At 56.5% G+C, this 20,216-nt stretch carries 18 protein-coding genes; 13 read left to right on the forward strand and 5 right to left on the reverse strand.

Going from position 1 to position 20,216, the window contains the following annotated elements; all coding sequences use genetic code 11:
• Positions 1 to 527: 527 nt before the first annotated feature.
• A complete protein-coding gene (gene ompX / locus HCH49_RS09835; protein ID WP_023310884.1) occupies positions 528 to 1,046 on the reverse strand; it encodes an outer membrane protein OmpX in 519 nt (172 codons plus the stop codon).
• A 354-nt stretch (positions 1,047 to 1,400) separates the two neighbouring features.
• Here ompX and rhtA point away from each other — a divergent pair, with 354 nt between their 5' ends.
• The 6 genes from rhtA to ybiO all read left to right on the forward strand — a co-directional run bounded on the left by rhtA (position 1,401) and on the right by ybiO (position 7,998).
• On the forward strand, positions 1,401 to 2,288 hold the full coding sequence (gene rhtA, locus HCH49_RS09840; protein WP_023334998.1) for a threonine/homoserine exporter RhtA: 888 nt from the start codon (positions 1,401 to 1,403) through the stop codon (positions 2,286 to 2,288).
• 299 nt (positions 2,289 to 2,587) lie between these two features.
• Positions 2,588 to 3,091 carry a DNA starvation/stationary phase protection protein Dps gene (dps, locus tag HCH49_RS09845; protein WP_010428924.1) on the forward strand — a complete coding sequence of 168 codons (504 nt, stop codon included), beginning with the start codon at positions 2,588 to 2,590 and terminating at the stop codon, positions 3,089 to 3,091.
• Between the two features lie 362 nt (positions 3,092 to 3,453).
• A complete protein-coding gene (gene glnH / locus HCH49_RS09850; protein ID WP_033144999.1) occupies positions 3,454 to 4,197 on the forward strand; it encodes a glutamine ABC transporter substrate-binding protein GlnH in 744 nt (247 codons plus the stop codon).
• Between the two features lie 84 nt (positions 4,198 to 4,281).
• Positions 4,282 to 4,941, forward strand: a complete 660-nt coding sequence (glnP, locus tag HCH49_RS09855; RefSeq protein ID WP_003858462.1) for a glutamine ABC transporter permease GlnP — start codon at positions 4,282 to 4,284, stop codon at positions 4,939 to 4,941.
• Positions 4,938 to 5,660: a glutamine ABC transporter ATP-binding protein GlnQ gene (glnQ, locus tag HCH49_RS09860; RefSeq protein ID WP_087822220.1), complete on the forward strand. Its 723-nt coding sequence runs from the start codon at positions 4,938 to 4,940 to the stop codon at positions 5,658 to 5,660. The genes glnP and glnQ overlap by 4 nt, the downstream gene beginning before the upstream one ends.
• A 124-nt stretch (positions 5,661 to 5,784) precedes the next feature.
• Positions 5,785 to 7,998 carry a mechanosensitive channel protein gene (gene ybiO, locus HCH49_RS09865; RefSeq protein WP_221702612.1) on the forward strand — a complete coding sequence of 738 codons (2,214 nt, stop codon included), beginning with the start codon at positions 5,785 to 5,787 and terminating at the stop codon, positions 7,996 to 7,998.
• A 48-nt stretch (positions 7,999 to 8,046) separates the two neighbouring features.
• Here ybiO and rlmF read toward each other — a convergent pair whose 3' ends face one another.
• On the reverse strand, positions 8,047 to 8,958 hold the full coding sequence (gene rlmF / locus HCH49_RS09870) for a 23S rRNA (adenine(1618)-N(6))-methyltransferase RlmF (protein ID WP_221702613.1): 912 nt from the start codon (positions 8,956 to 8,958) through the stop codon (positions 8,047 to 8,049).
• Positions 8,959 to 9,201: 243 nt separating this feature from the next.
• On the opposite strand from rlmF, the gene mcbA reads away from it, so the two are divergent.
• The 3 genes from mcbA to ybiJ all read left to right on the forward strand — a co-directional run bounded on the left by mcbA (position 9,202) and on the right by ybiJ (position 10,403).
• Positions 9,202 to 9,468 carry a DUF1471 family periplasmic protein McbA gene (gene mcbA / locus HCH49_RS09875; RefSeq protein WP_032661263.1) on the forward strand — a complete coding sequence of 89 codons (267 nt, stop codon included), beginning with the start codon at positions 9,202 to 9,204 and terminating at the stop codon, positions 9,466 to 9,468.
• 122 nt (positions 9,469 to 9,590) lie between these two features.
• Positions 9,591 to 9,857 (forward strand): DksA/TraR family C4-type zinc finger protein, encoded by a 267-nt coding sequence (locus HCH49_RS09880; protein WP_039261413.1) that lies wholly within the window; start codon positions 9,591 to 9,593, stop codon positions 9,855 to 9,857.
• 285 nt (positions 9,858 to 10,142) lie between these two features.
• Complete coding sequence (ybiJ, locus tag HCH49_RS09885) at positions 10,143 to 10,403, forward strand: DUF1471 family protein YbiJ (protein WP_023310874.1); 261 nt, start codon at positions 10,143 to 10,145, stop codon at positions 10,401 to 10,403.
• 116 nt (positions 10,404 to 10,519) lie between these two features.
• Here the strand turns inward: ybiJ and ybiB are convergent, their stop codons facing one another.
• The 3 genes from ybiB to rhlE form a co-directional block, all read right to left on the reverse strand.
• The gene (ybiB, locus tag HCH49_RS09890) at positions 10,520 to 11,482 is read right to left on the reverse strand and encodes a DNA-binding protein YbiB (RefSeq protein ID WP_221702614.1); all 963 of its coding nucleotides are present in this window, start codon (positions 11,480 to 11,482) and stop codon (positions 10,520 to 10,522) included.
• A 353-nt stretch (positions 11,483 to 11,835) separates the two neighbouring features.
• Positions 11,836 to 14,001, reverse strand: coding sequence for an ATP-dependent DNA helicase DinG (gene dinG / locus HCH49_RS09895; protein WP_221702615.1), 2,166 nt, complete (start codon positions 13,999 to 14,001; stop codon positions 11,836 to 11,838).
• Between the two features lie 97 nt (positions 14,002 to 14,098).
• Positions 14,099 to 15,484 carry an ATP-dependent RNA helicase RhlE gene (gene rhlE, locus HCH49_RS09900; protein WP_033144989.1) on the reverse strand — a complete coding sequence of 462 codons (1,386 nt, stop codon included), beginning with the start codon at positions 15,482 to 15,484 and terminating at the stop codon, positions 14,099 to 14,101.
• Positions 15,485 to 15,691: 207 nt separating this feature from the next.
• Here rhlE and cecR point away from each other — a divergent pair, with 207 nt between their 5' ends.
• Genes cecR through HCH49_RS09920 form a run of 4 tightly spaced genes read left to right on the forward strand, consistent with a single transcriptional unit; the run spans position 15,692 to position 20,216 of the window.
• Positions 15,692 to 16,369 (forward strand): transcriptional regulator CecR, encoded by a 678-nt coding sequence (cecR, locus tag HCH49_RS09905; protein ID WP_221702616.1) that lies wholly within the window; start codon positions 15,692 to 15,694, stop codon positions 16,367 to 16,369.
• Positions 16,366 to 17,361: a secretion protein HlyD gene (gene hlyD / locus HCH49_RS09910; RefSeq protein WP_039261400.1), complete on the forward strand. Its 996-nt coding sequence runs from the start codon at positions 16,366 to 16,368 to the stop codon at positions 17,359 to 17,361. The genes cecR and hlyD overlap by 4 nt, the downstream gene beginning before the upstream one ends.
• Positions 17,354 to 19,093, forward strand: coding sequence for an ATP-binding cassette domain-containing protein (locus tag HCH49_RS09915; RefSeq protein WP_221702617.1), 1,740 nt, complete (start codon positions 17,354 to 17,356; stop codon positions 19,091 to 19,093). Before hlyD ends, HCH49_RS09915 begins: the two co-directional genes overlap by 8 nt.
• The gene (locus HCH49_RS09920; RefSeq protein ID WP_221702618.1) at positions 19,083 to 20,216 is read left to right on the forward strand and encodes an ABC transporter permease; all 1,134 of its coding nucleotides are present in this window, start codon (positions 19,083 to 19,085) and stop codon (positions 20,214 to 20,216) included. Before HCH49_RS09915 ends, HCH49_RS09920 begins: the two co-directional genes overlap by 11 nt.

The raw sequence follows: 20,216 nt of genomic DNA on the forward strand, positions 1-20,216 counted from the left end.
CGGTCCGATGTCCTCACCCTGTGGGCTGAGGGATCCCCACAAAATAATATCAGCACAGTCGGCTCCCTCTCCCTTGAGGGAGAGGGATGGGGTGAGGGGGAACATACGGCTCTTGTGGTCATTCCGTTCACTTTATGTTCCTTGCTACTCTTTAACGACATGGCTTGTGAACGTGCCAGGGTGGCTCAGTCGCCACCCCAAGGCGACCCGGGCTCCCGGCGGTAAATCGCCGCTTCGCGGTGTCCTCGTCTTATTCCTTCCGGCTTATCGGGGACGGGCGGAGGTAACATCCCTGTAAAGCCCGCCCTCTCGGCGCATCCCTGCGCCTCGCCCCGGCCGGAAGGCAAACGCCTCAGCGATTTACAGCCGGACCAGGGCATCGCTGTAAACCATTCATTTTCCTGACGCAACATTCGTCGCTACAGGTTAAAAAAATTACTGGGAATTCCTCAGCCCACAGGGAGAGGGAAAAGACAAAAAAAAATCCGCCACATTGGGCGGATTTTTTTATTAGCTCACCGGAGTGATTAGAAGCGGTAACCTACGCCCGCGATCCAGGTGCCAACGTCAACGTTGCGGATACGGCTCTGCTCATAGGAGAAGTCCAGAGCAACGTCCTGGATTGGGTTGAACTGCAGGCCTGCGCCATAGGAGAAGCCATAGTCGCTGTTGCTTGCAGTGCGGCTTTCGCTCTGGTTTTCAGTCTGCTGGAATTTACCGTAGCCAACACCTACAACACCGTAGATGCTCGCCCAGTCATTCAGACGGTAAGCTGGACCAGCGGTGATACCGTAGTACTGGCCTTTGTTGTATGCGCCGTTTTCAGAACGATCTTTCTCGGTGTAGGTGAAAGAACCGATCACGCCCAGTGGGTTGTTATCCTGCTCGTAGCGATACTTCAGGTTGAAACCGTTAGCTTTGTTCATCACGCCCTGATAGTCGCTCTGAGCGTAACCACCAGTAACAGTAGAAGTAGCAGCTACAGCGGTACCTGCGGAAACAGCCAGTACAGCGGCCAGTGCTGAAAGACATGCAATTTTTTTCATAACCACCTCAAATGTGCTTCAAGTAAGTCCGTAAGTTTTAAATATATCAAAAAATTTTGCGAAACTCTTTGTGATTCGTGATGTCTAATGAAACCTTTCCTGTAACAGAACGTTTCCAGCATCAGCTATCTCTTTCAAATCACATGCAATTTTCACTACTAAATGCGCATATTGCGCGTACGCGCCGTTACATTCATCCAGATTATTCCTAATCTATCAGGCGATAAATCCACCAGCGCTTAACCATTTTACGGATTTGACACGGTTTTTTTTCAACAGCGCCTCAACCGTTGCCGCTTATTTCCTTTACACTGCAACCTTTACCTCATTTGACATAAGCTGACAGGAGAAAGGATGCCTGGGTTATCCCGCACGTCGTCGGTCTGGTTGCCGGTGGCAGTCATACTCATTGCCATGTTGTCCATTCAAAGCGGTGCTTCGCTGGCAAAATCACTTTTCCCGCTGGTTGGTGCGCCAGGCGTGACTGCCCTGCGTATCGTGCTGGGCACGGCGATACTGGTGGTCATTTTCAAACCCTGGCGTCTGCGCTTCAAAAAGGAGCAGCGTTTACCCCTGCTGTTTTATGGACTTTCCCTCGGGGCAATGAACTATCTGTTCTACCTCTCTATTCAGACGATACCGCTGGGGATCGCCGTCGCGCTGGAGTTTACCGGCCCGCTGGCGGTGGCGCTTTTCTCCTCGCGACGTCCGGTCGATTTTATCTGGGTTGTGTTAGCCGTTCTGGGCTTATGGTTCCTGCTGCCGCTGGGCCAGAGCGTCGCTGAGATCGATCTGACGGGCGCAGCCCTGGCGCTGGGTGCTGGCGCCTGCTGGGCCGTCTATATACTTACGGGCCAGCGTGCAGGAGAAGAGCACGGTCCGGCGACCGTCGCGTTAGGTTCCCTGATCGCAGCCATCGTCTTCGTGCCTATCGGCATGGCGCAGGCGACCGAATCTATCTGGCAATGGTCCGTCATGCCCATCGGGCTGGCGGTCGCGATTCTCTCTACCGCACTCCCCTACTCTCTGGAGATGATTGCCCTTACGCGTCTGCCGACGCGCATATTTGGCACCCTGATGAGTATGGAGCCTGCGCTAGCCGCCATTTCCGGAATGGTGTTTCTCGGCGAAACCCTGACATTGACCCAGACTCTGGCGCTCTGCTCGATTATCGCGGCATCAATGGGCTCGACGCTCACCATGCGCCCGGAACCTAAAGTTGAGAAAGTGGATATCAGCTAAGGCCATATATTCTGCATGGCTTCCACGCCATGCAGAATAAAGGCCAGAAAGACAGACGTTATAATTTCTTACACACTTTGTTCTATTTTCGAAATATCCCTCTGCGTTTACATCCCCATCCAGCAATTAAGATTGATCTGTATCAATTTTAAAATTACCCATTTATTTCAATGAATTAAATTCACAAGCCACTTCTCGCTATTAAACCGATAGGCACAGCCAAACCGCAGAGAAAAAATCCGGTGCTATACTTAGTTCCGTAATTACCTGGGACATAAACATCAAGAGGATATGAGATTATGAGTACCGCTAAACTGGTGAAAACGAAAGCGTCTAATCTGCTTTATACCCGTAACGATGTATCGGATAGCGACAAAAAGGCGACCATTGAGTTGCTGAATCGCCAGGTGATCCAGTTCATCGATCTTTCGCTGATCACCAAACAGGCCCACTGGAATATGCGCGGTGCAAACTTTATTGCCGTTCATGAAATGCTGGATGGCTTCCGCACAGCACTGGTGACCCACCTCGATACGATGGCTGAACGTGCCGTTCAGTTAGGCGGCGTGGCGCTGGGTACCACGCAGGTGATCAACAGCAAAACGCCACTGAAGAGTTATCCGCTGGATATCCATACCGTTCAGGATCACCTGAAAGAGCTGGCGGACCGCTACGCGATTGTGGCCAATGACGTGCGCAAAGCGATCGGCGAAGCCAAAGACGAAGATACCGCAGACATTTTCACTGCCGCCTCCCGCGACCTGGACCAGTTCCTGTGGTTTATCGAATCTAACATCGAATAATTCATACGAATTTTCTATCAAACCCTCGCCCTCCGGTGAGGGTTTTGCACATCTATGGTGCACAGTTTTTGTCTGCACACCTGCAAAAGTGAACGAAATGTAATAATCACCTCACACAACCGTTAACGGAAGATTGTTTTTTCGTCAGAATTTACGCTAAATATCTCCCCGTCAGTTGAGCCAAACGAAGCGCACCAAAACGGTGCTCCACTTTGGTGCAATAAAGCCTCATTGCCCCATTTATTGTGCAATGCATGACATCATCCCCTTTGCAAAACAATAGCTTGTAAAGTTGGCACGATTTTTTCATTGTGCCACCTGTTCTCGCAGGGGATCGCCCCGTGGATATAAAAGGAAATGCTATGAAGTCTGTATTAAAAGTTTCACTGGCTGCACTTACCCTGGCTTTTGCAGTGTCCTCTCAGGCTGCCGACAAACTGGTTGTGGCGACCGACACGGCGTTCGTTCCGTTTGAATTCAAACAGGGTGATAAATACGTTGGTTTTGATGTGGATCTGTGGGCCGCTGTCGCAAAAGAACTCAAGCTGGATTACACCCTGAAGCCTATGGACTTCAGCGGCATCATCCCGGCACTGCAAACCAAAAACGTTGATCTGGCACTGGCAGGCATCACCATTACCGATGAACGTAAAAAAGCGATCGACTTCTCTGACGGCTACTACAAAAGCGGCCTGCTGGTCATGGTCAAAGCCGATAATAACGACGTAAAAAGCGTGAAAGATCTCGACGGCAAAGTGGTGGCAGTGAAGAGCGGCACCGGTTCTGTTGATTACGCGAAAGCAAATATCAAAACCAAAGACCTGCGTCAGTTCCCGAACATCGACAACGCGTACATGGAACTCGGCACCAGCCGTGCTGACGCTGTTCTGCACGACACGCCTAACATCCTGTACTTCATCAAGACAGCCGGTAACGGTAAGTTCAAAGCCGTTGGCGAGTCTCTGGAAGCGCAGCAGTACGGTATCGCGTTCCCGAAAGGCAGCGACGACCTGCGCACGAAAGTTAACGGCGCGCTGAAAACGCTGAAAGAGAACGGCACCTATAACGAAATCTACAAAAAATGGTTCGGTACCGAGCCTAAATAATAAGACGTAAAAATGACGTTCACTCGGGGGCGACCTTTCGCCCCTGCTATTTTTGAAACACGGTAACAGTAACAGGAAATTATCATGCAGTTTGACTGGAGCGCCATCTGGCCTGCCATTCCACTCTTGCTTGAAGGCGCTAAAATGACCCTGTGGATTTCGGTCCTGGGTCTGGTTGGTGGGTTGATTATCGGTCTTGTCGCCGGTTTCGCCCGCACCTACGGCGGCTGGATCGCAAACCACATCGCACTGGTTTTCATCGAAGTGATCCGCGGCACGCCTATTGTCGTGCAGGTCATGTTCATCTACTTCGCCCTGCCTATGGCGTTCACCGACCTGCGCATCGACCCGTTCAGCGCAGCCGTCGTCACCATTATGATCAACTCAGGCGCCTACATTGCGGAAATCACCCGCGGTGCGGTGCTGTCGATTCATAAAGGTTTCAGTGAAGCCGGTCTGGCGCTAGGTCTTTCTCGTCGCGAAACGATCCGCCACGTTATTCTGCCGCTGGCGCTGCGTCGCATGCTGCCGCCGCTCGGTAACCAGTGGATCATCAGCATTAAAGATACGTCGCTGTTCATTGTTATCGGCGTGGCAGAGCTGACCCGCCAGGGGCAGGAGATCATTGCTGGCAACTTCCGCGCGCTGGAAATCTGGAGTGCGGTAGCCGTTGTCTACCTGATCATTACTCTGGTTCTGAGCTTCGTTCTGCGTCGTCTTGAAAGAAGGATGAAAATCCTGTGATTGAATTTAAAAACGTTTCCAAGCACTTTGGCCCAACCCAGGTGCTGCACAATATCGATCTGAACATAAAACAGGGTGAAGTGGTGGTGATTATTGGGCCATCCGGCTCCGGTAAATCCACCCTGCTGCGCTGCATCAACAAGCTGGAAGAGATCACCAGCGGCGATCTGATCGTCGACGGCCTGAAGGTAAACGACCCAAAAGTGGACGACCGTCTGATTCGTCAGGAAGCGGGCATGGTGTTCCAGCAGTTCTACCTGTTCCCGCACCTGACGGCGCTGGAAAACGTGATGTTTGGCCCGCTGCGCGTGCGCGGTGCCAGCAAAGCGGCGGCGGAAGCGCTGGCAAAAGATCTGCTGGCGAAAGTCGGCCTGGCAGAACGTGCGCACCACTTCCCTTCCGAGCTCTCCGGCGGTCAACAGCAGCGTGTGGCGATTGCCCGCGCCCTGGCGGTCAAACCGAAAATGATGCTGTTTGATGAGCCTACGTCCGCACTCGACCCGGAGCTGCGCCACGAGGTGCTGAAAGTCATGCAGGATCTGGCGGAAGAAGGGATGACGATGGTTATCGTAACCCACGAAATCGGCTTTGCCGAAAAAGTGGCGTCCCGCCTGATCTTTATTGATAAAGGCCGTATCGCGGAAGACGGTAACCCGCAGGACTTGATTGCGAACCCGCCGAGCCAGCGTTTGCAGGAGTTCCTGCAGCACGTCTCCTGATCCATCGCTTTACGCTAAGCCGGGCTTGCCCGGCTTTTTTACGCCAGATTGTTCCCAAAAATCCCCCTCCTCGCCCCGACTTCTATACTTATCATTTTGTTCGACATTTTCACCGGAGGACGCCGTGCCGTGGATCCTGCTGCTGTTGATTAGCCTGTTTAGTGCGCCTTCGTTCGCCGTCGCGATCCCCGGCGTGACCACCGGAACCCCTGCGACCCAGCAAAATACGTCGCCTCCGGAACCCGATGTTGAACAGAAAAAAGCCGCCTACGGTGCGCTTGCCGACGTCCTTGAAAACGATACCTCCCGGCAGGAGCTCATTGGCCAGCTGCGCAAAGCCGCCGCCACGCCGCCGCAGGAGTCGGTGCCAACCCTCACCCCGCCGCAGGTTGAGGAGCAAAAAACGGTGCTGGAAAACGTCACCGACGTGAGCCGCCACTATGGAGAAGCGCTCTCCTCACGCTTCGCTCAGCTGTACCGCAACCTGATTGGCTCCCCGCACAAGCCGTTTAACCCGCAAACGTTTACCGCCGCCGCCATGCAGTTCCTGATGCTGGCGGGTGCGGTATTTCTTTTTTACTGGCTGGTGCGTCTGTGCGCGTGGCCGCTGTACCGCAAAATGGGGCAATGGGGACGCAGGAAGAATCAGCATAAAAGCAGCTGGCTGCACCTGCCTTTGATGATAGCCTCAGCGTTTATCATTGATTTAATGCTGCTGGCGTTGACGCTGTTTTTAGGCCAGATGCTGGCCGACAGGCTGAATGCAGGCAACAAAACCATCGCCTTCCAGCAGTCGCTTTTCCTGAATGCCTTTGCCCTGATTGAGTTCTTCAAGGCGCTGCTGCGGTTACTCTTTTGTCCGCACGTGCCGGAGCTGCGGCCTTTCTCCATTCGGGATGCGAGCGCGAAGTACTGGGCGCTGCGCCTGAGCGTGCTCAGCGGGCTGATTGGCTACGGTCTGCTGGTTGCCGTGCCGATCATCTCCAACCAGGTGAACGTCCAGTTTGGCGCGCTGGCAAACGTCCTAATCATGATCTGCATTACCGTCTGGTCGCTGTATCTGATCTTCCACAACAAAAAAACCATTACCCAAAGCCTGCTGAATCTGGCCGATCGCTCCCTCTCGTTCTTTAGCCTCTTTATTCGCGCGTTCGCCCTGGTGTGGCACTGGCTGGCAAGCGCTTACTTCATCGTGCTGTGCTTCTTCTCGCTGTTTGACCCGGGCAATAGCCTGAAATTTATGATGGGGGCGACGTTCAAAAGCCTGGCCATTATCGGCATCGCGGCCTTTGTGTCGGGGCTGCTGTCGCGATGGATCTCGAAAACCATCACCCTGTCGCCGCAGGTGCAGCGTAATTACCCGGAACTGCAAAAACGGGTAAACGGCTGGATGTCGGTATCGCTCAAAGTGGCGCGCATTCTCACCGTCTGCGTGGCGATTATGCTGCTTCTGAATGCGTGGAGCCTGTTTGATTTCTGGAACTGGCTGCACAACGGTGCGGGTGAAAAAACGGTCGACATCCTGATTCGCATCGCGCTGATTCTCTTCTTCTCCGCCGTCGGCTGGACGCTGCTGGCGAGCCTTATTGAGAACCGCCTGGTATCGGATATTCACGGCAGACCCCTGCCCAGCGCGCGGGCAAGAACGCTGTTAACCCTGTTCCGCAACGCGCTGGCGGTAATTATCAGCACCATCACCATTATGATTGTGCTGTCGGAAATCGGCGTGAATATTGCCCCGCTGCTGGCGGGTGCCGGTGCCCTGGGGCTGGCCATCTCCTTCGGTTCGCAAACGCTGGTGAAGGATATTATTACCGGCATCTTTATCCAGTTTGAGAACGGGATGAACACGGGCGATCTGGTGACCATCGGGCCGTTAACCGGCACCGTGGAGAGGATGTCCATCCGTTCGGTTGGCGTGCGTCAGGACACCGGGGCCTACCACATCATCCCCTGGTCTTCGATCACCACCTTCGCCAACTTTGTGCGCGGGATTGGTTCCGTTGTGGCGAACTATGATGTGGATCGCCACGAGGATGCAGATAAAGCGAAGCAGGCGCTGCGCGATGCAGTAGAAGAACTGATGGAGATGGAGGATATCCGCGGGCTGGTGATCGGAGAGCCGTCATTTGCCGGCATCGTCGGGCTGACGAACACGGCGTTTACCCTGCGCGTGTCGTTCACCACCCAGCCGCTGAAGCAGTGGACGGTGCGCTTTGCCCTCGACAGCATGGTGAAAAAACACTTCGATCTGGCGAACGTGCGGATGCCCGTGCAGACCTATCAGGTATTGCCGCCGCCCGCATCGCCGCTCCCGCCGCAGGAGCCGACGCTGTAACCTGGTTGCCGGGGGGCGGCTTCGCCTTACCCGGCCTACGACGGAGTTCTATTTGCGACGTTTGTTGTTGTCCATAAACGTCCAGGCGATAAAGCGGCTCTGTTTCTGGCCCTGCGCCATCTCTTTTTTCACCACTTTTACGGCGCCCGCTTCGGTCAGCGCGCGGTAGAGCGGCGGCAGGTTATCCCCGCGGGAAACCAGCGTCGTGAACCACTTCACCTGACGGCCAAACTGTTTGCTTTCCGCAATCATGCGCAGGATAAACGCCACTTCGCCCCCGTCGCACCAGAGCTCCTGCTGCTGTCCGCCGAAGTTCAGCGCGGCATCTTCAGCCTGACCGAGGTTACGGCGCTTGCGCTCGCTGCCCGCACGGGCCGATGCCGCCGAATCATGGAACGGCGGATTGCACATCGTAGCGTCATAGCTTTCGTTTTTGTGAATAATGCCGTTGAAGATCGACCCTGCATCTTTCTGACGACGCAGGCGAATGGCGCGGCTTAATCCCGGGTTAGCGCTGATAATCGCCTGGGCGCTGGCAAAAGCCTCGTCACCGATTTCGCTTCCGGTAAAGCGCCACTGATATTCATGCGCCCCGATCAGCGGGTAAATCAGGTTCGCCCCGGTGCCAATATCCAGAATGGTGGCCTGCTGTGGCACGACACCCTCATTGCCTTCGGCAAGAAGGTCGGCAAGGTGATGAACGTAATCCGCGCGGCCCGGCACGGGTGGACAGAGAAAGCCTTCCGGAATATCCCAGTGAGCCACACCGTAAAAATGCGCCAGCAGGGCTTTGTTCAGCATTTTAACCGCCTGCGGGTCGGCAAAGTTAACCGAGGGCTCACCCGCTGGGGTCAGAACAAGATAGTCCTGCAGCGGCGGGCAGCTCAGGCATAACGCGTTCATGTCGTAGCGGCTGCGGTGGCGATTTCGCGGGTGCAATCCCGGCTTTTGGGCAGTCATGGCATTCTCCTTTAAACAGCGGCGTAAGATACCCTTTGCAGGCCCAACGGTAAATCTTTCTCTGCGACGCTCAAAAAACCGCCATAAATCAAACACCTTTATGTCTATGATCCGTCAGCGAATTGTCAATTTATATCGTTCAAAAAATAAGCATATCATCATCAAATATTTGCGCTAAGTCACACTCGTCAGGCTTCTAAACTTAAAGGGAATCACCTGTTGTTTCCTCATGAGGATGTGATTATGAAAAAGTACCTGACCCTTGCTGTTATCGCAGCCGCCCTGGCGACCGCGTCCTTCTCTGCCATGGCCGTCCAGTCGCTGACCCAGAGTACTGACACCAGCCAGCTACGCCCTGCGGGCACCGTTTCGGTAAGCCGTGCCAGTAACCTTGACGACCTACAGGCTAAACTCGCCGAAAAAGCCCGTCAGGAAGGTGCAAAAGGATTCGTGGTGAACTCCGCTGGCGGAGATAACCATATGTACGGCACTGCGACTATCTATAAATAACCTGTCTCTTCCACAAGACTGCATCTGCCCAACGGGTGCAGTTCTCTTCTCCCTTCGCCTTGATTGTTCATTTTTTAACCCCATAGTAAACGTATGGCCTAAACCGATTTCAGGAGGACGCTATGGCTTCCGGCTGGGCAAATGACGACGCTGTTAACGAACAGATCAACAGTACAATTGAAGATGCGGTTGCGCGTGCCCGCGGTGAAATTCCGCGCGGCGAGAGCTTAACGGAATGCGAAGAATGCGGAGAACCTATCCCGGAGGCGCGCCGAAAAGCCATTCCCGGCGTACGGCTTTGCATTGCCTGCCAGCAGCATAAAGATTCAAAAAATGCATCACACTCGGGATATAATCGCAGAGGTTCGAAAGACAGCCAGTTACGTTGACTTTGCTTTACCCAGGCTAACCGAGCCTGCACGTTCCTTTACGCTCACGGTTTTTAGCCAGACGCGTAGCAAAACGTGCCCTTCGTATCGCTTCTGTAAAGCGCATCCGCAAGAAGTGTAAAGGGGTGCTTTGAATTTATTAATATTCAATAAGTTATTTGTCATTCAATTTTTTTGAGCAACCACGTCAATTCTCTTCGATTTTATCTCTCGTAAAAAACCGTGATACTTATCACATCGACGGAACATCGTCCCCTTAACAGAAACACCTGCGAGAGATTAATTATGAAAACCATCAAATATGCTGTAGCTGCTGTTGCCCTGTCCGCTCTGTCTTTCGGCGCTTTCGCCGTAGAGCCTGTCTCTTCTACTCAGGCACAGAACATGAACAAAGTTGGTGTGGTCAGTGCTGATGGCGCCACCACCCTGGACGGTCTGGAAGCCAAACTGGCTGAGAAAGCCGCTGCTGCCGGTGCAAGCGGATACACCATTACTTCCGCTAACGGCAATAACAAGCTGAGCGGTACCGCGGTTATCTACAAATAATCGACTGAATGAATGCTGTACCCTCGCCATACCCTCTGGTGAGCTGCTCCACCCTCATTGACCCTGTTGTTGTTACCCTTGCTTGCCCGTCCGCCACTGGACGGGCTTTTTTTTGTCTAAAACGCCTGCGCCACGCGTTCAAGCCCGGCCTGAACGGATTCCACTTCTCCGGTAGCCAGCAAACAGCAGGCCATCTGCAGCTTGATCGAATGCGGAACAGGAACATTTCCGGCAAGGCACTGCTCAATCCAGTGGGCTGTAGTATGGGGATCTTTTGCCTCAGGCAGTATCACACCGGTATTCTCTTCCCCGCGCTCAAGAATGGCGCGCGTGCCTGCAGAATCAATCAGCATCACCTGCGGGCAGCGCTGCGGGTTCGCATAAACCTCTCCTTCCGTTCCGTGCATCAGCAACGCCCTTGCGCCAATTGCCTCAAAGAACTGCCCCACGCGCGCCACGTATTCCGGGTGCGAGACGCTGGAAAGACGCAGGGCGGCATCTTCACCAAACGGCGTGGCCAGTTTCGCCAGCGTGTGTGCGCTGTTGCGCACGCCCATGCGCCAGCGCATATCGAGCTGCTTTTCCAGCGGCGGGCAGAGCGTGCCGACCGGGATATAAACAGGCTGATGACCATCCAGCTTCGCCTGCGCCTGGCCGGCATGACGCGTTGGCTCGATGCCCAGCATCCCGAAAATGGTCTCCGTCAGCACGCGAGTGGGATCTTCGCTAACGCCGTGCACCACCACCGGGAACCCCAGCTTGTGTAACAGGATAGCGAGCAGCGGGGTTAAGTTTGCCTGCTTGCGCGCGCCGTTATAGCTCGGGATCACAATCGGCATCGGTTTCGCCACCGGCGGCGTTAAGCGCAGCGTTTGCGCCTGCATGGCATCATAGAAACCGCGCATCTCCGCTTCACCTTCGCCTTTGATACGCAGCGCGATCAGAATGCCCCCCATCTCCAGGTCGGGGACGTCGCCCTCCAGCATGCGGGTATAAAGCGCACGCGCGATTTCATGGTCCAGATCGCGGGCGTGGTTTTTGCCTCTGCCTACCTCTTTGATAATCTTGCGATAATCCACGGCATCACTCCTGAAAAAATCATCTTGTTAACAATATAGCCCTGTTGAATATCCGGAGGTTAGTTTTTTCTCCAGAATCAAGGTTCTGTTTTTATGACAAAAAAGACATGCTGGACTTATTCCAGCTAGTTGCGATTTCTACAGTAGATTCTTGACGCTTCATTATTTGTCTAAATAAAGAGTGGAAAGTCATTAAGGGTCACGATGAGATATCCAGGCAAGGCAGCCTGTCACCGCGTATACATCGTCTCAGCAAATCCATTGCACGGTGGTTAGCGCTCTGGGGTTCGGCGTACGCTATATCCAAACGAGGACCGCAGTTACCACAGGCCCCGCTATGTCTGGATCGGCCTTTACCTGCGCCCCTTAGCGCGGAGGCTTTTCTTACGCCCGGAAGTCAGTGTTGCCGGGCGTTTTTTTACCTCAGGCACTTCCGGCTGTTCGATCGGGAAGATCGGCAGCGCGTTCAGGAGCCGTTGGCCGTAATTTTTGGTGAGCAGACGTTTGTCATAAATCACCACCTCGCCCCAGCAGCCGTGGCTACGAATCAAGCGCCCGACCTGCTGAATCAGGTTAAACGACGCCGCAGGCAAACTCTGTACCTCAAACGGATAGCGGTTGAGGCTTTTCAGCCACTCCCCCTCGGTGATCACTACCGGGCTATCGATAGGCGGGAAGGCGATTTTATGGATATGCACCTGCGTGAGGTAGTCGCCTTTCAAATCCAGACCTTCAGCAAACGACTGCAACCCCACCAGCACGCTGCGCTCGCCGTTATCAATGCGCTTACGGTGGGTTTCCACCAGCCGGTAGCGCGGCTGATCCCCTTGCACCAGCAGGAGTAAACGCAGATCGGTGACGTGTTCGAGGAAACGCTGCATCGCCCGCCCGCTGGCAAACAGCACCAGCATACCGGGGTACTTTTTACTCTCGACCTGCTCGCGGAAGTAGGCCGCCATTTCCGCGATGTGCTGCTCTTCGTTGTCGATGAGCGGCTCGAATTTCATGCGCGGAATGACCAGCTTTCCCTGCTCGCAGTGGTTAAACGGCGAGTCCAGCGCCACGAAACGGTCGCCCGCTTTCTCTTTTAGCCCGCTCATCTCCTGCAGCCTTGAGAAACTGTTCAGGGAACGCAGCGTGGCAGAGGTGACAACCACGTGCGGCACGCTGCGCCAGATCAGCTTTTCCAGCTGATCGGCCACGCGGATGCCCACGCAGTGGAAAAAGAGGTGCACCTGCCCGTCCCGCACTTCGCGGGTGGCCCATTTGGTGACCGGCGCGCCGGACGCCTGCGCCATCGAGGCCAGCCGCCAGAGCTTGCTCTGCGCTTCGAACATCCCCAGCGCGCGGTTCATCTGCAGCAGAACGCGGTGCAGACGCACCACGTCATGCGAGCCGGTTTTCTCGCTGAGATCGTTTAAGAACATCTCCGCCAGCCCGCGCAGCTTTTCCAGATGCTTTGCCAGCTGCTGGCAGATCTCCATAACCTCTTCCGGTAGCTCACCCATCGCAAAGCGGTGTTCGGCTTCCTGGGTTGCCGGAAGATAAAGATTCAGGATGTTGTTCAGGGATGAGATGAGGCTATAGACCTCTTCACAGTGGTCGCTCAGCCGCTCCGGCACCGCCAGCGGCGGCGTGGTTTTCGGGCGGAACTGCTCCATGCAGGTCGCTACCAGCTTGCAGAAGAGATCCAGCTGCAGGCGGAACCACGGAGCGGTGATTTCGGCGCTCATCTCCAGCGCATCCCGCGCCACGTCAGGCAGATGGTGGCCTTCGTCGAGCACCAGCAGCAGGTTTTTGGGCTCCGGCAGCACCGCTTCGCTCTCCAGCGCCGCCATTACCAGCGCGTGGTTTGCGACCACTACCTCCGCCTCCTGAATTTCACGCCGGGCGACAAAGAACGGGCATTCGCGGTAGTAGTGGCAGTTGCGGTTCAGGCAGCTCGCTTTGTCGGTGCTGAGCCTGCGCCACAGGTCGTCGCTGATGGCCTGGCTGGTGTGATCCCGCAGGCCGTCCCACTTATAGCCGTCGAGCTCGACTTTGAGTTTTGCACACTGCTCCTGCTCGGCCTTATTGTTTGGCGTTAGCTCGTCATCCAGAAACGCGAGCAGATCCTGCTGATTCGGCTCGCTGCTGGCCAGCGCCGCCAGGTTACGCGGGCACACGTAACGCCCGCGCCCAAAGGCTGCCGTAAACCGCAGGTCGGGGATGATTTTGCGCAGCAGGGGCAAATCTTTGCTGAAGATCTGGTCCTGCAGCGCCACGTTGGCGGTGCTGACCACCAGCGTTTTGTCCTCTTCCCGCGCAATCGCGATGCCGGGAATAAGATACGACAAGGTTTTCCCGACGCCGGTTGGGGCTTCAATCGCCAGATGTCGCCCGTCGTCCCCGGCGAGCGTTTTTGCCACGTCAGCAATCATCTGCCGCTGCGGCGCTCGGGGGATAAAGTCGGGGATCTGCTGCTGTAGCGCCTTATACCATGCGCCAATTTGCGCCTTGAGCGCAGCCGTTAAAGCCATTGGAAAACCTGAAATACTGTATAAACAGCCACTATTGTGGCACTTTCTCTTCGCTGCCGCAAAAAGAAAAGCCCGGCTTTACGACCGGGCTTCCAGATTACTGCGGGTTAGCAGGCTTGCGCGGGCGGCGTCGACGCTGCCCTTCTCCTGCCGGTTTCCCCTCGCCGCTGCGCCACGGGTTTTCACCCGCCGGTTTGCTGTCGTTGTTACGACGCGGCGGTTTGCCGGATGATTTCGGCGCGCCGCCTTCGGCACGACGCGGCTGCTGACCGCGACCGCCGCCGCCCTGACCACGTCCACCGCCGCCCTGACGACCGTTCTGAATCGGCTCGGCTTTGATCGACGGGTCCACTTCGTAACCCGGGGTTTCGATGCGCGGGATCTCTTTCTTCAGGAGGCGCTCGATGTCGCGCAGCAGCTTGTGCTCGTCCACGCAGACCAGAGAGAGCGCTTCACCGGTTGCCGCCGCGCGGCCGGTACGGCCGATACGGTGAACGTAATCTTCCGGCACGTTTGGCAGCTCGTAGTTCACCACGTGCGGCAGCTCTTCAATGTCAAGGCCACGGGCGGCGATGTCGGTCGCCACCAGCACGCGGATGTCGCCGGATTTGAACTCAGCCAGCGCACGGGTACGCGCGCCCTGGCTCTTGTTGCCGTGGATCGCCGCACTGCGAATGCCGTCTTTGTTCAGCTGTTCCGCCAGGTGGTTGGCGCCGTGCTTGGTGCGGGTAAAGACCAGCACCTGCTGCCAGTTGCCCTGGCCGATCATCTGGGAGAGCAGTTCCCGCTTGCGCTTTTTATCCACAAAGTGAACGTGCTGCGTCACCTGCTCGGAGGCGGTGTTGCGGCGCGCCACTTCCACTTCCAGCGGGTTATGCAGCAGCTTTTCCGCCAGCGCCTTGATCTCGTCGGAGAAGGTCGCGGAGAAGAGCAGGTTCTGACGACGCGCAGGCAGCTTGGCCAGCACGCGACGAATATCGTGGATAAAGCCCATGTCGAGCATGCGGTCGGCTTCGTCCAGCACCAGAATTTCAACCTGGTCCAGCTTCACCGCATTCTGGTGCTCCAGATCCAGCAGGCGACCTGGAGTCGCAACCAGAACGTCGACGCCGCTGCGCAGCTTCATCATCTGCGGGTTGATGCTTACCCCGCCGAAAACCACCAGCGAACGAATGTTGAGATAGCGGCTATAGTCACGCACGTTCTCACCAATTTGCGCCGCCAGCTCGCGGGTTGGGGTCAGGATCAGGGCACGAACCGGACGACGGCCTTTGGCGTGCGGCTGGTTTTTTACCAGCAGTTCCAGCAGCGGCAGGGTAAAGCCCGCGGTTTTGCCGGTACCGGTCTGGGCGCTCGCCATCAGGTCACGGCCCTGCAGAACGGCGGGGATCGCCTGCTGCTGGATTGGGGTTGGCTCAACGTAGCCCTGCTCTGCGATCGCGCGCAGAATTTCCGGGTTCAGGCCAAGGGAATCAAAAGACATAAAAACTCCGAACCGCCCCGACCATCACAGGTGTAGTTTTCAGGGAGATATAACGAATAGGGGAGGACAAAAACCACAATGTCGCGAAGGAGCGGAGTGTAGCAGCTTTTGTGACGTGGCGCATAAAATATCCCTCAGCGTTCCCTCGACGTTAGCGTGAATCAGGCATAATCTTAATCAATCGATTGATTAATTCTTAATGCCGCCATGAATACGACCCCCACAACAACCAAAGGTGAACAGGCCAAAAATCAGCTTATCGCCGCCGCGCTGGCGCAGTTTGGTGAGTTCGGGCTGCATGCCACCACGCGCGATATTGCCGCGCTGGCCGGGCAGAACATTGCGGCGATTACCTACTATTTTGGCTCAAAAGAGGATTTATACCTCGCCTGCGCCGAGTGGATCGCCGATTTTATCGGCACGCAGTTTCACCCGCACGTTGAGGAAGCCACCGCGCTGCTCGGCCAGCCGTCGCCCGATCGCGCCGCCGTTCGCCAGCTTATTCTCAATGCCTGCCACGATATGATCCGCCTGCTCACGCACGACGATACGCTCAACCTGAGCAAGTTTATCTCCCGGGAGCAGCTCTCCCCGACCGTCGCCTACCAGCGGGTACACGATCGGGTGATTGAGCCAATGCACTCGCACCTGACCCGGCTGATCGCCGCCTATACCGGGCGGGACGCCAGTGATACCGAGACAATTTTGCATACCCACGCCCTGCTGGGGGAAATTCTTGCCTTCCGTCTGGGCAGGGAAACCATCCTGTTACGCACCGGCTGGACACAATTTGATGAGGATAAAGCCGCGCAGATTAGCAAGGTGATCGCCTGTCACGTCGATCTGATCCTGCAAGGCTTAACGCAAAGGAGCCTGAAGTCATGAAAAAACCTGTCGCCATCATTCTGGTGGTTGTTGTTTTGCTTGCTGCCGGAGTCGGTGGATGGCTGTGGTATCAGAGCCATCAGGATAAAGGCCTGACGCTGTACGGCAACGTGGATATTCGCACGGTGAACATGAGCTTCCGCGTGGGCGGACGTCTCGCCTCGCTGAGCGTGGACGAAGGCGATGCCATTAAAAGCGGGCAGACGCTGGGGATGCTGGATAAAGCGCCCTATGAGAATGCGCTGCTGCAGGCCAAAGCGGGGGTGTCCGTCGCCCAGGCGCAGTATGACCTGATGCTGGCAGGCTATCGCGACGAAGAGATCGCCCAGGCCGCCGCTGCCGTTAAGCAGGCGCAAGCCGCCTATGACTACGCGCAGAACTTCTACGCGCGCCAGCAGGGGTTGTGGAAAAGCCGCACCATTTCCGCTAACGATCTGGAAAATGCGCGCTCGTCCCGCGACCAGGCGCAGGCAACGCTGAAGTCCGCGCAGGATAAATTAAGCCAGTACCACACCGGTAACCGCCCGCAGGATATCGCCCAGGCGAAAGCCAGCCTTGAACAGGCGCAGGCGCAGCTGGCTCAGGCAGAGCTGGATCTGCACGACACCACCTTAATCGCGCCGTCTGACGGCATGCTGATGACCCGCGCCGTGGAGCCGGGCAGCATGCTCAGCGCCGGCAGCACAGTCTTAACGCTCTCCCTGACCCGTCCGGTCTGGGTACGCGCCTACGTTGATGAGCCGAACCTCGGCCAGATGCAGCCGGGCCGCGAGCTGCTGCTCTATACCGACGGTCGCCCGGACAAGCCGTATCACGGCAAAGTGGGCTTTGTCTCCCCTACTGCCGAATTCACGCCGAAAACCGTTGAAACACCTGATCTGCGTACCGACCTCGTGTATCGCCTGCGCATCATCGTGACCGATGCGGACGACGCGCTGCGTCAGGGCATGCCCGTCACCGTAAAAGTGAACAACGGGGAACGACATGAATGACGCGGTTATTCAGCTCAACAATCTGGTTAAACGCTTCGCGGGAATGGACAAACCGGCCGTCGCGCCGCTGAACTGCACTATCCAGAAAGGCTATGTGACCGGGCTGGTCGGTCCGGACGGCGCCGGTAAAACCACGCTGATGCGGATGCTGGCGGGGTTGCTCAAGCCGGATGAAGGCACGGCCAGCGTGCTCGGCCTTGACCCGATCGAGGATGACGGAGCCCTTCACGCCATGCTCGGCTATATGCCGCAGAAGTTTGGCCTGTATGAAGACCTGACGGTGATGGAAAACCTGAACCTGTACGCCGACCTGCGCAGCGTCACCGGCGAAACGCGGCAGAAAACCTTCGCGCGCCTGCTGGAGTTTACCTCCCTCGGCCCGTTCACCGACCGGCTGGCGGGCAAGCTCTCCGGCGGGATGAAGCAGAAGCTGGGGCTGGCCTGCACGCTGGTTGGCGAGCCGAAAGTGCTGCTGCTGGACGAGCCCGGCGTCGGCGTAGACCCGATTTCGCGCCGCGAACTATGGCAGATGGTGCACGAGCTGGCGGGCGACGGGATGCTGATCCTCTGGAGCACCTCCTACCTCGACGAAGCGGAACAGTGCCGGGACGTGCTGCTGATGAACGAAGGCGAACTGCTTTATCAGGGCGAGCCGACGACGCTGACGCAGAGCATGGCCGGGCGCAGCTTCCTGCTGCACAGCCCGCAGGAGTCTAACCGCAGGCTGCTGCAGCGGGTGCTCAGGCTGCCGCAGGTCAGCGACGGGATGATCCAGGGCCGCTCGGTACGGGTGATCCTCAAAAAAGAGGCCACCGTCGACGATATTCGCCAGGCGCCCGGCATGCCTGAGATCGAGATGGAAGAGACCGCGCCGCGCTTTGAGGACGCGTTTATCGACCTGCTGGGCGGCGCGGGTACCTCAGAGTCGCCGCTTGCCGCCATTTTGCATACGGTGGAAGGCACGCCGGGCGAAACGGTGATTGAAGCCAAATCCCTCACCAAAAAGTTCGGGGATTTCGCCGCCACCGACAACGTCAACTTTGCGGTGAAGCGGGGGGAAATTTTTGGCCTGCTCGGACCGAACGGCGCGGGAAAATCGACCACCTTTAAGATGATGTGCGGCCTGCTGGTGCCGACGTCCGGCAAGGCGCTGGTGCTGGATATGGACCTGAAGGTCAGCTCCGGCAAGGCGCGCCAGCATCTCGGGTATATGGCGCAGAAGTTTTCCCTGTACGGCAACCTGACGGTCGAACAGAATCTGCGCTTTTTCTCCGGCGTGTACGGCCTGCGCGGGCGGGCACAGAACGAGAAAATCCGCCGCATGAGCGACGCCTTCGCCTTAACCAACATTGCCTCCCACGCCACCGACGAGCTGCCGCTCGGCTTTAAGCAGCGGCTGGCGCTGGCCTGCTCGCTGATGCACGAGCCGGATATTCTGTTTCTTGATGAGCCGACATCAGGCGTTGACCCCATTACCCGCCGTGAGTTCTGGCTGCACATCAACAGCATGGTGGAAAAAGGGGTGACCGTGATGGTGACCACCCACTTCATGGACGAGGCGGAGTACTGTGACCGCATCGGGCTGGTGTATCGCGGCAAGCTGATTGCCCACGGTACCCCGGACGACCTGAAAAACCAGGCCGCCGACGATGAGGTTCCGGATCCGACCATGGAGCAAGCGTTTATCACCCTCATCCACGACTGGGATAAGGAGAATGCCCATGCGCAGTAATGCCATTTCCTGGCGCAGGGTGCGCGCGCTGTGCATTAAAGAGACGCGGCAGATCGTGCGTGACCCCAGCAGCTGGCTGATTGCGGTAGTCATCCCCCTGCTGCTGCTGTTTATTTTTGGCTACGGCATTAACCTGGACTCCAGCAAGCTGCGGGTCGGGATATTGCTGGAGCAGCAGAGTGAGGATGCGCTGGACTTTACTCACGCCATGACCGGATCGCCCTACATTGACGCCACCATCAGCGATAACAGGCAGGAGTTGATCCAGAAAATGCAGGCCGGGAAAATTCGCGGCCTGATCGTCATTCCGGTGGATTTCGCCGCCAATATGGCGCGGGCGAATACCGACGCGCCGATCCAGGTGATTACCGACGGCAGCGAGCCAAACACCGCCAACTTTGTACAGGGCTACGCGGAGGGGATCTGGCAGCTGTGGCAGATGCAGCGCGCGGAGGACCGGGGTGAAGAATTTAAACCGCTGATCGACGTGCAGACGCGCTACTGGTTTAACCCCGCCGCCATCAGCCAGCACTTTATTATTCCGGGCGCGGTGACGATTATCATTACGGTGATTGGCGCGATCCTGACCTCGCTGGTGATCGCCCGCGAGTGGGAGCGCGGGACCATGGAGGCGCTGCTCTCTACCGAAGTGACGCGCGTCGAGCTGCTGCTGTGCAAGCTCATCCCCTACTATTTCCTCGGCATGCTGGCGATGCTGCTCTGTATGCTTGTCTCAGTCTTTATCCTCGGCGTGCCGTATCGCGGCTCGCTGGTGGTGCTGTTTTTTATCACCAGCCTGTTTTTACTCAGCACGCTGGGCATGGGGCTGCTCATCTCCACCATCACCCGCAACCAGTTCAACGCCGCGCAGGTGGCCCTCAACGCCGCCTTTTTACCGTCGATTATGCTGTCCGGGTTTATCTTCCAGATAGACAGTATGCCTGCGGTGATCCGCGCCGTGACCTATGTTATTCCGGCTCGCTACTTTGTGAGCACGCTGCAAAGCCTGTTCCTGGCGGGGAATATTCCGGTGGTGCTGATCGTCAACACGCTGTTTTTAATGGCGTCAGCGGCGATGTTTATTGGGTTGACGTGGATGAAAACCAAACGGCGACTGGATTAA

The organism is Enterobacter sp. Y17 (assembly GCF_019730495.1).
GTDB classification, from domain to species: domain Bacteria; phylum Pseudomonadota; class Gammaproteobacteria; order Enterobacterales; family Enterobacteriaceae; genus Enterobacter; species Enterobacter asburiae_B.